The 12,638-nt window shown below is 57.9% G+C and carries 12 protein-coding genes, 1 tRNA gene and 1 rRNA gene; all 14 read left to right on the top strand.

Annotation, left to right across the window (positions count from 1 at the left end; all coding sequences use genetic code 11):
• Window positions 1–104: 104 nt before the first annotated feature.
• The 14 genes from rrf to HMPREF2971_RS07100 all read left to right on the top strand — a co-directional run bounded on the left by rrf (window position 105) and on the right by HMPREF2971_RS07100 (window position 12,348).
• Window positions 105–221: ribosomal RNA gene (rrf, locus tag HMPREF2971_RS07165) — 5S ribosomal RNA — on the top strand.
• Between the two features lie 341 nt (window positions 222–562).
• On the top strand, window positions 563–1,306 hold the full coding sequence (locus HMPREF2971_RS07160) for a DUF6891 domain-containing protein (RefSeq protein ID WP_070688017.1): 744 nt from the start codon (window positions 563–565) through the stop codon (window positions 1,304–1,306).
• Window positions 1,307–1,731: 425 nt separating this feature from the next.
• Window positions 1,732–2,610 carry a DsbA family protein gene (locus HMPREF2971_RS07155; RefSeq protein ID WP_049346887.1) on the top strand — a complete coding sequence of 293 codons (879 nt, stop codon included), beginning with the start codon at window positions 1,732–1,734 and terminating at the stop codon, window positions 2,608–2,610.
• Window positions 2,611–2,863: 253 nt separating this feature from the next.
• Window positions 2,864–2,937: transfer RNA gene (locus HMPREF2971_RS07150), tRNA-Thr, on the top strand.
• 125 nt (window positions 2,938–3,062) lie between these two features.
• Entirely contained in the window at window positions 3,063–5,261 is a 2,199-nt protein-coding gene (locus tag HMPREF2971_RS07145; protein ID WP_070692135.1) for an acyltransferase family protein, read from the top strand.
• Window positions 5,262–5,400: 139 nt separating this feature from the next.
• Entirely contained in the window at window positions 5,401–6,231 is an 831-nt protein-coding gene (locus tag HMPREF2971_RS07140) for an ABC transporter ATP-binding protein (RefSeq protein WP_070692132.1), read from the top strand.
• A gap of 158 nt (window positions 6,232–6,389) precedes the next feature.
• Window positions 6,390–7,202: an SGNH/GDSL hydrolase family protein gene (locus tag HMPREF2971_RS07135; RefSeq protein ID WP_070692130.1), complete on the top strand. Its 813-nt coding sequence runs from the start codon at window positions 6,390–6,392 to the stop codon at window positions 7,200–7,202.
• A gap of 823 nt (window positions 7,203–8,025) precedes the next feature.
• The gene (gene rpmB, locus HMPREF2971_RS07130; protein WP_004005966.1) at window positions 8,026–8,262 is read left to right on the top strand and encodes a 50S ribosomal protein L28; all 237 of its coding nucleotides are present in this window, start codon (window positions 8,026–8,028) and stop codon (window positions 8,260–8,262) included.
• 3 nt (window positions 8,263–8,265) lie between these two features.
• The gene (rpmG, locus tag HMPREF2971_RS07125; protein ID WP_004005967.1) at window positions 8,266–8,436 is read left to right on the top strand and encodes a 50S ribosomal protein L33; all 171 of its coding nucleotides are present in this window, start codon (window positions 8,266–8,268) and stop codon (window positions 8,434–8,436) included.
• Between the two features lie 2 nt (window positions 8,437–8,438).
• Entirely contained in the window at window positions 8,439–8,744 is a 306-nt protein-coding gene (rpsN, locus tag HMPREF2971_RS07120) for a 30S ribosomal protein S14 (RefSeq protein ID WP_005506731.1), read from the top strand.
• An 89-nt stretch (window positions 8,745–8,833) separates the two neighbouring features.
• Entirely contained in the window at window positions 8,834–9,121 is a 288-nt protein-coding gene (locus tag HMPREF2971_RS07115; RefSeq protein ID WP_005506733.1) for an HU family DNA-binding protein, read from the top strand.
• Between the two features lie 529 nt (window positions 9,122–9,650).
• Window positions 9,651–10,436, top strand: coding sequence for a hypothetical protein (locus tag HMPREF2971_RS07110; protein ID WP_070692128.1), 786 nt, complete (start codon window positions 9,651–9,653; stop codon window positions 10,434–10,436).
• Between the two features lie 213 nt (window positions 10,437–10,649).
• Window positions 10,650–11,363: a hypothetical protein gene (locus HMPREF2971_RS07105; protein ID WP_070692126.1), complete on the top strand. Its 714-nt coding sequence runs from the start codon at window positions 10,650–10,652 to the stop codon at window positions 11,361–11,363.
• A 274-nt stretch (window positions 11,364–11,637) separates the two neighbouring features.
• Window positions 11,638–12,348: a transcriptional regulator gene (locus tag HMPREF2971_RS07100; protein WP_070692124.1), complete on the top strand. Its 711-nt coding sequence runs from the start codon at window positions 11,638–11,640 to the stop codon at window positions 12,346–12,348.
• Window positions 12,349–12,638: the final 290 nt, after the last annotated feature.

Below are 12,638 nucleotides of genomic sequence, written 5' to 3'. Positions count from 1 at the left end.
GTTTGCGTTCACTGTATGGTTTTTGGATAATAACCCTGGGCTTCCTTTGGGAAGTTGAGGCTTTTTATTCGGAAATTTTGAATAACGAAGTTATTCGCTAGATTTTCCGTGGTTATAGCAAGAGGGAAACGCCTGGTTCCATTCCGAACCCAGAAGCTAAGACTCTTCGCGCCGATGGTACTGCACTTTTGAGGGTGTGGGAGAGTAGGTCACCGCGGGTTTTTTATTCAAGAGGGGAAGACCTTATAGGTCTTCCCCTCTTTTTGTGTACCCAAAAACTCCTAGAACGAAAACTCCTGGAACGAAAGACACCTAACTCAGCAAAGGTGCAGAGACTCATAGACCCAGAGACGCAGAGATTCAGCAGAGAGGCAGCGGAACAGGGGATGTAGCCTCGCCAGACAGCGTGCCAACCTGATACAGAGGCAAGGAGATGGGGAGTTCACAGATCCGCCTGAATGACGAAATAGAGGGCACGGCAGAGAAACTCTTGGTACCTTAACAGCAAGAGCAGTCCATATCTCTACTTCAACGAGTAGAGAGCAAACAAAGGAGCATCATCATGGCTGATGAGAAGAGCATCTACGAACGCTGGAGCGAAGAACGCCTCGACCCCCCCTTCCCCAAAGAATGGGGACTGGACGAAGAAGACGAAGCTGAGCTGCTCTGGCCCATCTGGCCCCTGCTGTTCATGGGTGAATCTGATACTGAGCAGTACGTAGAAACGATCACCGATTATGTGATGGATGCACTCGAGCTGGAATACGATGGGGAGAACGAAGACAGCAAGCTCTGGGAAAAGCGCGTAGAAGACTACGTGGAAGAGCTCATCAAGCGTCGTCGTGCATTCGCCGCTGAGCTGGGCATTACCCCCGAAATGCAGAAGAACTCCAACCTCAACCGCGCCTTCGCAGCGCTGGAAGAAGAAGGAGTCATCGCACGACAGAACTTCACCTGCTGCGGTACCTGCGCATCCGCAGAAATCTGGGACGAGATCGACGACAGCCGTGAGTGGAAGGGATACATCTACTTCCACCAGCAGGACACTGAAAGCCTCGCTGAAAGCGGCGGCACCTACGTTGGGTTCGGCTCCTTCCTTGCCTACCCCAGGGACGAAAATGAATGGAACGCGCTGAGCGATGCGCAGAAGGAAGAGATCAGTGCCCTTCACAAGAAGCTCTCCGTGGAGCTCATGAAGGACACTATTATTCCCGTACTGGAGAAGCACGGTCTGAGTGTGAAGTGGAAGGGGAATTTCGATACTCGCCCGTTCATTGGGGGAGTGGAAGTCTATAACATTCCCTAACGGCTGGTGAACCGAACCGGGTGGGTGCCTCGGAGTAGCTTGTGGCAGGGGAGGAACCTCCCAACGCTACGAAAGTTTACGAGGAAAATAAGCTGAGAGCGTGAGAACAGACACCACGATATCTCAGTCAGAGTATTAACTAGCCGATACGGCACCCATTCGGTAGGCTAGACGGGTAGCGCGGTACGTCCACACTAGAGATTAGACGGAACCTATCCACGTGATAGGAACTGATCGACATAGCTTTCAGCTGCTATACGTAGCAGGAAGCTGAGCTTTAGAACGCCCGGCAGAGATCAGAAGGCGCCGAGCTCAGACGAGCACTGGCACTCTGAACCTCTGCCCTGATGGGTGCGTACTCCATAAGGAGTAGGCTAGAAGAAGTGGACGAACCGCCACCCATATTCCCAACCAAAGGAGCAGGCATGTCGACCGACGCCCGCGAAAAAGCCCGCCAGATTGCGGCCCAGCAGGCCAAGAAGAGTCCCAGCCAGGCAAGCCGCCGCTGGCTCCAGCTCGGCGTACTCGCCGTGGTCCTCGTCATCGTAGGTATCATCGGTTTCGTCGTAATCAACGGCAACAAGAACACCAAGGTAGCAGAAAGCGGCCCCGTGCCCGCCAGCGCCAACGAATACGGTGGCATTGTGCTGACCAAGGACGGAATCGTCAAAAACTCCTCCACCCAGGAGACCCGCGACTTCAAGCAGCTCGCAACCTCGACCTCCTCCGTGACCCCCATGGTCAACGGAACCGCAGCAGCAGTCAACACCCTGCCCCCGGGCGTGCAGACCGCTGAAGAGGCATCCAAGAACGGCCAGCCCGTTCGCGTGACCATCTTCCAGGACTACAACTGCGTGCACTGTGCAGAGTTCGAGAAGAAGTACGGCGAAGAAATCCAGAAGCTCGTCGAAGACGGCACCATCACCCTGGAAATCCGCAACTTGACCTTCCTGGACCGTACCTCGCCCACCGCATACTCCGCACGTAACGCGGCAGCGGCATACTCCGTGGCAAACCAGGTCAGCACCCACGACTTCCTGAACTACCAGCGTGAGATCTTCACCCACCAGGGCAGCGGCGACATGAACAACCAGCAGATTGCCGACATTGCTTCGAAGTACCACGCCTCCATCGGCTCCGATATGAACGACGGCAAGTGGCGCCCCTTCGTGGACGTGGTCAACGCTGAATCCGCAAAGAACGGCATTCAGGGTACCCCCACCGTCTTCGTTGATGGCGACCAGTACACCAGCAACGACTTCAGCACCTTCCTGAAGGAAAAGATCGAAGCTAAGAAGAAGTAACCTCTTCGATAGAAAAACCCGGTAACCTCCGCGCGAGGCTACCGGGTTTTTCCGTATGCATCTGAAGCTCTAAAGAACGAGTAAAGGAACGTGAGGGGCAGGAAGAAGACTCGGCAAAGTGCTGGACAAGGTGCCCGGGAGCCCCTGTAGCCGAGGTATTCGGAAGGGGTAAAACGAAGGAAACGAACGCATCAAACCGCCAAAGAACAACTAAGCAGATTCAACCACCAGAATAAGGTACACTGGACAAGTTGCCTCCTTAGCTCAGTTGGCCAGAGCATCTGTCTTGTAAACAGAGGGTCACCGGTTCGAATCCGGTAGGGGGCTCAGAAAAATCCTGGTTCGCACCAGCCTCATAGCAGAGGTGCGGATCAGGATTTTATTGTACGAGTGTCCTGTAGTGTCTAAGGGACCCGCACTAGCACATCGACATCCATCCTGAGGAACCGAGAATGTCTGAAACCTCCGGAACCCCGCAGGCTCCCGCCTCGCAGGGAACCTACACCACCGCCCCGCGCAGCATCAAAGCACGCGAAGCCAGCGACTACCCCCTCGAAGAGTTCATCGAATCGCGAGGATTCCGCCCTGAAATTCAGGGCCTGCGAGCCTTCGCCGTGCTCCTCGTGGTGCTCTACCACGTCTGGGTCGGCAAAGTCTCCGGCGGTGTGGATGTCTTCCTCTTCATCTCCGCCTTCCTGCTCTCGCTCTCCTTCATGCGTAAGATCAACGAAGGCAAACCCCTCAATCTCTTCAGCTACTGGATGCACGTCTTCCAGCGACTGCTACCCGTAGCCACCGTGGTTATCGCGTGTACCACGATTGCGTCCTTCTTCGTGCTCGCGCCCAGCCGCTGGTCGCAAACCGTCACCGACGCAACGAGCTCCCTGTTCTACTTCCAGAACTGGAACCTCGCGTTCAGCTCCGTGGACTACTACGCCCAAAACGCTTCCGTGAAGTCACCCTTCCAGCACTTCTGGTCGCTCTCCATCCAGGGGCAGATCTTCATCATCTGGCCCCTGCTCTTCGCCGCAGTAGCCTACGTCGTGCACCGATTCCGCGGGAACCTTTTCACCACCGCGGTATTCACCTTCAACACGGTATTCGTAGCATCCCTGACCTTCTCCATCGTCGAAACCGACACCAACCAGGGATTCGCCTACTTCGACACCCGCACCCGCCTGTGGGAATTCGCCATCGGCACCCTGCTGGCGATGCTCACCCTCAAATGGAAGGCGCCCGAAAAGGCGCGAGTCGTCATGGGCTGGGTCGGCATCATCGGCCTGGTCACCTGCGGTGCAATCCTGCCCGTCGAACGAGCCTTCCCCGGCTACCTGGCGCTCTGGCCCGTGCTCTCCGGCGCCCTCGTCATCATGGCAGGCCGCACCAACAGCCGCTGGGGCATCGATCGACTGCTGGTCTCCGCACCCCTGCAGAACCTTGGCAACATCTCCTACGCCCTGTACCTGGTGCATTGGCCCATCCTCATCCTCTACAGCAGCGCCGTCGGCACCTCCCGCGTGAACATCATCGAAGGCACCATCATCATCCTTGCCTCCATCGGCCTGGCATGGCTACTCATCCGCTTCGTCGAGAAGCCGCTGCGCTACCGCAAGGACCCCTTCGTACCCTGGCTCATGATGAAGATGCGCTTTAAGACCGTCTTCTCCGTCAAGACCTGGGCAGACCAGCTCGCCTTCATCCTCGCCATCTTCCTGGTCGCCGGCGTACCCCTGACCGCCGCACAGACCTGGATCGGCTACCGCAACGCCCAGTCCGAGCAGAACGCCGAACTGAAGGTACAGACCGCCAGCGAAAACTACCCCGGCGCCCGCGCAATCGGCGGCGCCCAGCAGGGACTCATCGACAACCCCATCCCCTCCGGTGGCGACGTCAAAGCTCAGTTCGACGGACTGAGCGACCCCTGCACCGGCGGCTTCGCGCCCTCCGACCCGGCCCTCGCCAAGTACTGCACCGTGCAGAAGTACGGACCCGAGGACGCACCGCTGACCATGGTCGTCGGTAACTCCCACGCGGAGCAGGCGCTGAGTATCTTCAAGCCCATCGCCGAACAGACCAAGACCAACCTGCAGACCTACCTGCTCGGTGGCTGCCAGTACCCGGTCCGCGCCGTCAACGCCAGTAACGAATGCTCGGAATTCAACACCAAGATGACCGAGGAAATTCTCAAGCGTAAGCCGCAGACCGTGGTGCTCATCGCCACCGTTGCCCAGGCACGATCGAACGACGAACGAATCGACCCGAGCCTCGACGAGACGGTCCGCCGCCTCACCGAGGCAGGGGTCCAGGTCATCGGTCTGCGCGATAACCCGCGCTTCGAGTACAACATCTACGAATGTGCACAGAAGGCCGGTGCCGACAAGAGCTCCTGTGCACGACCCGCAAGCGATAAGTACGCCGCCGAGAACCCCGCAAAGGAAGTCTTCGACAAGTACCGCGACCAGGGCGCCGTCATGGTTGACCTGAAGGACGTGTACTGCCCGGACGGCACCTGTAGCCCCGTGGTCGGAAACATCTACGTCTACATCGATGACAACCATGTCTCCAAGACCTACAGCCGCACCATGGCTCAGGAAGTGTTCCAGCGTGCAGCGGAAGGCGGCTGGCTCGTCAACGGAAAAGTGAACTTCTAAAGTTCACCAATACAGCGGATCCCCCGAACTGTTCTACAGAAGTATGAACAGAGCGGGGGATCCGCTATATTCTGACCCGAAATTAGGATAGGCTAAGTTAGGAGGCTCCCGGGAAAAGCCTTAGAGAAGAAAGGACGCCATGAAAGAAATCACCGAACGCACCCTCAAAGTTGAGAACGTCAGCCTCGGCTACGGCGAAACCACCATCGTCAAAGACCTCTCCCTCGAATTCCTGAAGGGCAAAATTACCGCCATCATCGGCCCCAACGGCTGCGGCAAATCCACCCTGCTACGTGGTGTCTCCCGACTACTCAAGCCGCTCAACGGCGACTTCACCCTCGACGGCAAATCCACCCACGAATACTCCATGAAGGGCTTCGCCCGCATGGTTGGGCTCATGCCTCAGCATCCCATCGCCCCCGAAGGAATTACCGTAGCCGACCTGGTCTCCCGAGGACGCTACCCCTACCAGGGCCTCTTCAAACGCAATAGCGCCGAAGACGACGAGGCGGTTGCTTGGGCTCTCGAAGCTACCGATACCATGTCCCTCGCCGAACGACAGGTCACCGAGCTCTCCGGCGGTCAGCGTCAGCGCGTCTGGATTGCCATGGCGCTCGCCCAGGAAACCGACATTCTACTGCTGGACGAGCCGACCACCTACCTCGATCTGGCACATCAGGTGGAGCTACTCGACCTGCTCTCGGACCTCAACGAACAGCGCGGCACCACCATGATCATGGTGCTGCACGAACTGAACCTCGCCGCCCGAGTCGCCGACTATCTCGTCGCTATGAAGGACGGCTCCATCGTCGCCCAAGGCGAAGCACACGAAGTGCTCACCCGCGAGAACCTGCACACCATCTTTAGCCTGAAGGCCGAGGTCGCGGACCCGTTTAACGACGGCAGTGTGGTGGTTGTTCCGCATCCCCGGAGTGCGTCCACCGTTGCCGGTTCAGCTGTCGCATCCTAAGAAACCCCCGCTCATATCTGATGAAGCGCCTATAACAGTGGGATACTGGAAAGCAGGACGCACCGAAAGCTAAGCGAAGGAGCCGGTACACCGCGCGGGTGTACCGGCTCCTTCCATAGAAGGGTCATTCTCTATAAAGGCCCGGAAAGAAGAACACAATGACGACCCCGCTCCTAGACTCCAACGGCAAGCTCAACGGTGAATCAGTACGCTACGTGGCAATCGGTGACTCCTTCACCGAAGGCGTGGGCGACGTTGACCGCCGCCGCCCCAACGGACTGCGCGGCTGGGCAGACCGCGTTGCCGAAGGTATCGGCGCAGTAGACCCGCAGGCGCAGTACGCAAACCTCGCCATCCGCGGCCGCCTGCTCGGTCCCATCCTGGATGAACAGCTGCCCCGAGTCCTGGACCTCTGCCCCAACATTGTCACCTTCTACGGCGGCGGCAACGACATCATGCGCCCCAACGTTGATATCGACCAGCTCATGACCCGCGTGGACGAAGCCTTCGCCGCCATGCGCGCCCAGGACATCACGATCCTGACCATTACGGGCCTGGATGTACAGGGCCAGGGTCCCTTCGCCCGCACTCGCGGCCGCACCGCAACCTACAACGAACTGCTGCGCGGTATCGCCGAAGATCACGGCGCACACATTATCGACTACTGGCGTTGGAATGACTTCCTCGACTGGCGTCTGTGGGCTGACGACCGCCTGCACATGAACGACCTCGGCCACGAACGCTTCGCATCCCGCGTGCTGGCGCAGCTCGGCCTGCCCGGCGTGGTCACCGAATCGGTACTGCCCCCGGAGGTGCAGCTGACCGCCCGCGAGAAGATTGAGCAGGAGGCACGCTGGGTCCGCGAGTTTGCCCTGCCGTGGATCGGTCGCCGCCTGAAGGGCACGAGCTCCGGGGACGGTGTGAGCCCCAAGTACCCGCAGTGGGTGCCCGCGGCAAGTCTTAAGAACTAGGCTGAAGAACTAGGGGCGCGGTGGCTCACGGTACGGCGTAAAACTGTACGCCGGGGGAGTGTCCTGCGCGGTATCTGTACCGTATTTGCGCTCGCATCTACGCCGTAACTGGAACGGTGAATCCGCCGTTACTCGTACCGTTGCGACCCCTTAAACTGCTCTTTAAAACCGGGGCGGAAGCGTTTAAACGAGAGTTAAAAGCTCTTTAAACGCGTGTTTAAGCCTGTTTAACAGCCCTGCGCACACCGCAAGAATCGGTGGCGCGGGGCTGTTTAAGGCTTAAATCCGGCTTAAGCTGTTAATCTCACAACATGAATTTCACCGGTGTAATTTATCCCCGGTCACATAGAGAACATCCGTTCTTAAAAAGGCGCATTAACGCCTGACTAGGGGCGTTAAAGAATTCCTTAAAAACATCTGGACTTGCAAAAACACTCATTTTTGATAGAATGGATAGGTATGTTTGCCGCTCGAAGGCAGGCGTGCATCCGCGAATCGAGCACTTCGCTTAAACGAGATGCAATCGGCTCAGAACACCGAGATTCCGCGGATTTTTAAGGCAAAATCCGGCGTGCAGGCTTGCACGAACCCCCGTATTTACCTAGAATTTAACGCTGTTCGTAGTGGTGGAAACGCCTCTCGACACTAATAAGCTTCACCGTTTTTCCCGCGGCGGGGATCGATGCGTGGCCTCTCACCCACGTGACGATCTCAAACACTCTAGCCCGGCGAATAACCCGGTGCTTCTACATTGGTGGCGGGACGCTCACGAGTAACATCGACTGCGTACCGTCATAAAAGTCAATCAATAAAGGAGTGAAACATGGCAGCAGTCTGCCAGGTGACCGGAGCTGTTCCCGGCTTTGGACACAGCATTTCGCACTCGCATCGCCGCAACAAGCGTCGATTCGACCCGAACGTTCAGAAGAAGACCTACTGGGTTCCTTCGCTGCGTCGTAAGGTAACCCTGAACGTGTCCGCTAAGGGCATCAAGGTTATCGATGCTCGTGGCATCGATGCCGTTGTTGCAGAAATCATCGCACGCGGGGAGAAGATCTAGTAAATGGCATCCAAGGCTAAGGACCTCCGTCCTATCATCAAGCTCAAGTCCACTGCTGGCACCGGTTACACCTACGTGACCCGTAAGAACCGCCGCAACAACCCCGACCGTATGGTGCTGAAGAAGTACGACCCCGTCGTTCGCAAGCACGTTGACTTCCGAGAGGAGCGCTAAGAATGGCTAAGAAGTCCAAGATCGCTCGCAACGAGCAGCGCAAGGTCATCGTCGCTCGCTACAACGAGAAGCGTATCGCGCTGAAGAAGACCCTGATCGACGAGAACGCTACCCCCGAGGAGCGCGAAGCAGCACGCGTGGCACTGCAGAAGCTGCCCCGCAACGCTTCCCCCGTTCGCGTGCGTAACCGCGACCAGATCGACGGCCGCCCCCGCGGTACCTTCCAGAAGTTCGGTATCTCCCGCGTGCGCTTCCGCGAGATGGCACACCGTGGCGAGCTGCCCGGTATCACCAAGTCCAGCTGGTAAATCTGGTATTTTAGTTCCTAAACGGTTTTCCGTCGCAAGACGGTCACTCGCTTTAGACTCAAATCTAAGTCTCTGGAAGGGGCACCCTAATGGCTAAGAACCGTACCGAACTCGTTGCAGAGGTTGCAGAGAAGTCTGGCAAGAGCCAGGCAACTGTAAACGCAGTCCTCGACGCAGTGTTCCAGGTTTTCGAGTCTTCCGTCTCCAAGGGCGAGAAGATCACCATCCCCGGTTGGATGGCAATCGAGCGCACCGACCGTGCAGCTCGTACCGGCCGTAACCCGCAGACCGGCGAAACTATCCAGATTCCCGCCGGTCACGGCGTGAAGCTGACCGCAGGCTCCAAGCTGAAGGCAGCAGTCGCTAAGAAGAAGTAATTCTTGAGACTTTGAATCTGATAAAAGACCCCCACCCTCACGGTGGGGGTCTTTTATTATGCCTGCCCAAGGGGAAACATCGGAGAAAACCCGGCTGAAGAAAGCCCAAGCAGTGGAAGCGCCCCTAGGCAGGTGAGGTGGAGCCCTAGAGTCGCTGAGTAGTTGTGTCTTTGCGACCTTAATGTTGTGGTTGAGCTAAAAACACAGAAACTATCCCTACTTCACGGAAGAAGCTAGGGCAGGCTACAGAAAAAATAAAGAAAATTTATACATATAAGCAGAAAGCTATACATAAGCTGAGCGAAAAACCGTGAGTATGAAACCCCGCTGGGAAAAATACTTATACATCGCCGTCCAGACATAGCTTAAACACAGCAAACTAAAGCTCAATCTTAGGCTCACACCCTATGCTGGAATCACCGGCGAAGGAAAAGCCACACACCATACAAACGGCCCCACCCCAGCCGGAAAATCAACCATACAAACCCCGGACGATTGACCCTCCGGGACGCACAAGGAGAACCACCTCATGGCACGCCACGCTCAGCGTACTTCCGCGCAGCCCACCAGCCACCGCCTCCGCACCGGCGCAGCCGCACTGTCCATCACAGCAATCGCAGCACTGGGCCTGAGCGCCTGCGGTGCACAGAACACCTCCAGCCCGGCACCCACCGCAACCGCAACCGCCAAGGCATCCTCCAGCGCTGACGCAGCAGTCAACGCGGGCAACGGCAAGGTCACCGTCAAGGCAAGCGACGCAGCCTCCCCGAGCGCTACCGCAAGCAGCTCGCAGGGTACCGTCACCGTCACCGAAAACGGCGTAACCGTCAACGGTGCTGACGGAACCGGCGTGACCGCAGACGCTAGCGGCAACGCAACCGTCAATGGCAGCTCGGCATCGAACAACTCGGGCTCCTCCGCAAAGGTCGACGAGAAGGCCGGCGAGACCTCCGCCAAGAGCGGCTCGAACGGCTCCGGCACCGTGACCGTCGACAGCGGAACCGTCAGCGCAGCCAACGGCTACACCCTCATCGAAATCAAGACCGACGGCGGCTGGTCCTACCACGCCCCCAACGGCGACATCATCGAGGTACGAGCTGACGGCTCCTGGGAGCGCGTTGGCGATGGAGGCGTCGTTGAGGTTGATGCTGACGGCTCCTGGGAACAGACCGGTGAGAACGGCGTCATTGAAGTAGAAGCTAACGGCACCTGGGAACAGACCGGCGGCAGCGGCACGATTAAGGTACCGACCGTTCCCGCCAAGCCCGCCGGTGCTGGCGCTGACCCGGTCAAGCCCGTCACTCCCCGCCGCTAAGAAGCTGACTGACGAACCGGGCGGAAACGTGGGATATCCCACCCGCTAGAATGCGGATAAACGCCCGCCGGCTCGGATAAAAGCCCCCAAACTCGATAGAATTAACGCGGTTGGTTACACCGATAATTGTTATGGAATCCCACAAGGATCCTGCGCACGACGCGAATACGTCGCCAACTAGCCGCACCATACTAACAACCACAAGGAGAAACAATGGCTATCGCCCCCGCAATGAAGAAGACCACCGCGGTTCTGTCCATCGCTTTCGCAGGCGCACTGGGCCTGAGCGCATGCGGCTCCCAGTCCTCTTCCACCACCACCGCGACTGCATCCGCATCCGCTTCTGCAACTGCTTCCGCAAGCGCATCGGCTAAGGCATCCTCTGCAGCTGCAACCACCTCGGCTGCTTCCGCTTCCGCTACTGCAGATGTGAAGGTTGACAAGGACGGCAACGTCACCGTCAAGGCTAACGACGGCGAGGGCAACTCCGCAGACGTGAAGGTCGGCGCAGACGGCAAGGCATCCGTAGACGCTAAGGACTCCGAGGGTAACTCCTCCAAGGTAGAGTCCGACGCAAAGGGCACCAAGGCTGAGTCCAAGGACTCCGAGGGCAACAGCACCTCCACCGTTGAGGGCGACGTCGTTGTCTCTGAGGACGGCGGCTGGACCATTCAGGGTGACGAAGGTCAGGTAGCTGTACAGGCTGACGGTTCTTGGAGCCGCCAGGACGCAAACGGCCAGGTCGCAGTCAAGGCTGATGGCTCCTGGAGCATCCAGGCTAACAGCGGCCTGCAGGCAACCGTGGACGCATCCGGTGAAGTAACCTCCATCGTTGGCGGCGAGAAGGCAGACCTGAAGGCTCCGAAGGTTCCCGCAAAGCCCGCACAGGCTAAGGTCGCCCCCGTCAAGCCCGCACAGCCCAAGTAAGCTGTAAAGAGCTAACAGCGGCTTGTGACGCTACCAGAGCGTAACAGCCCCTGACCTATAAGACGCCCCGTGCGCATCCGATAGTGATGCGTGCGGGGCGTTTTGCGTCTTCAAGTTGCGCTGAACTCCTAGGGAAAATAGGAAACTTCGCATAACTGTTGTTAGGATTAGGGAGGCGCTCAGAATCTAGCTCTCACTCAACTCTCACTCAACAAACAACCACACTATAGGTCTCTCCGGCATAGCACGGGGATCTACCAGAAAAGAGAACACAGTGAAGAAGTCTATGGCTGTTCTGTCCCTGGGCCTCGCCGCAACCTTCGGTCTTGCAGCCTGCGGCGGCAACTCCGGCACCAACTCTAACTCCTCCGCATCGGCAAGCGCATCTGCTTCTGCAACCGCAGGTAGCTCGAGTGCCTCCTCCAGCGCGTCTGCCTCGGCGAGCGCATCGGCTACCGCTTCCGCAAACGCAGGTAGCTCGAGCGCCTCCGCTAAGGAATCCGAAAGCCAGAAGAGTGGACTGTCGGGTGCTTCCTCCATGCCCACGGACCCCACCGATAGCAACTACGGTCCGCAGCTATACGCGCATTACAAGGAAGCCGTCGAAGAGGCTAAGAAAGACCGCTCCGCCAAGAAGACTACGAACACTGAAGGCAACGTGTACACTGCCCCTGACGGAAGCATCGCTGTTGTCGAAGCTAAGAACGGTAACTACATCAGCATTGAGAAAGACGGTAGCTGGGTACGTGTGACCCCTGAAGGTGAGGTTGCCGCCGTGACTGATAAGGGCGGCTGGGTTGCCGTCAAGCCTAACGGTGAAGTAATTAGCGTTGATGAGAACGGTGCGGCTTCCATTATGAACGTTAAGACCTCGGAGGTTTCGGGCGACTACCAGTCCCTGGAGCTGCCCAAGCCCCCGGCTCCTGTGGGAGACCTGCCTGCCCCGAAGAATCCCGTTAAGCCGACCAGCCTGGCTACGAACTAAACGTATCCACTACATAGCTGGTGACTAGCTAGACCCGTTCGCCCCGTGCGCATCCGAGCGTGATGCGTGCGGGGCGTTTTTGCGTCTTCAAGCCGCGCTGAGAAGACCAGTAGAGCTGAGATGACCCGTAAGCGGGGGAGGGGGCACCGCACCATCTCAGGGAGCTTTCAGGTCGCGGTGCTAGCATGGTGGCGTACACCGGGCATACCGGAGTACAGGTCAACCACACTACGCACTGCGCCGTTGCAGAGCGGCGCATACAGAAAGAGAAAATACAGTGAAGAAGTCTA

Origin of the sequence: Rothia sp. HMSC066G07 (assembly GCF_001814485.1) — a bacterium.
Lineage (GTDB): Bacteria > Actinomycetota > Actinomycetes > Actinomycetales > Micrococcaceae > Rothia.
This window is presented reverse-complemented; position numbering and strand designations above follow the sequence as displayed.

Coding starts and splice junctions, on each gene's coding strand:
- HMPREF2971_RS07155 (WP_049346887.1), top strand. CDS start 1,732: ATGTCGACCGACGCCCGCGAAAAAGCCCGCCAGATTGCGGCCCAGCAG.
- HMPREF2971_RS07105 (WP_070692126.1), top strand. CDS start 10,650: ATGGCTATCGCCCCCGCAATGAAGAAGACCACCGCGGTTCTGTCCATC.
- HMPREF2971_RS07135 (WP_070692130.1), top strand. CDS start 6,390: ATGACGACCCCGCTCCTAGACTCCAACGGCAAGCTCAACGGTGAATCA.
- rpmB (WP_004005966.1), top strand. CDS start 8,026: ATGGCAGCAGTCTGCCAGGTGACCGGAGCTGTTCCCGGCTTTGGACAC.
- HMPREF2971_RS07160 (WP_070688017.1), top strand. CDS start 563: ATGGCTGATGAGAAGAGCATCTACGAACGCTGGAGCGAAGAACGCCTC.
- HMPREF2971_RS07115 (WP_005506733.1), top strand. CDS start 8,834: ATGGCTAAGAACCGTACCGAACTCGTTGCAGAGGTTGCAGAGAAGTCT.
- rpmG (WP_004005967.1), top strand. CDS start 8,266: ATGGCATCCAAGGCTAAGGACCTCCGTCCTATCATCAAGCTCAAGTCC.
- HMPREF2971_RS07145 (WP_070692135.1), top strand. CDS start 3,063: ATGTCTGAAACCTCCGGAACCCCGCAGGCTCCCGCCTCGCAGGGAACC.
- HMPREF2971_RS07110 (WP_070692128.1), top strand. CDS start 9,651: ATGGCACGCCACGCTCAGCGTACTTCCGCGCAGCCCACCAGCCACCGC.
- HMPREF2971_RS07140 (WP_070692132.1), top strand. CDS start 5,401: ATGAAAGAAATCACCGAACGCACCCTCAAAGTTGAGAACGTCAGCCTC.
- rpsN (WP_005506731.1), top strand. CDS start 8,439: ATGGCTAAGAAGTCCAAGATCGCTCGCAACGAGCAGCGCAAGGTCATC.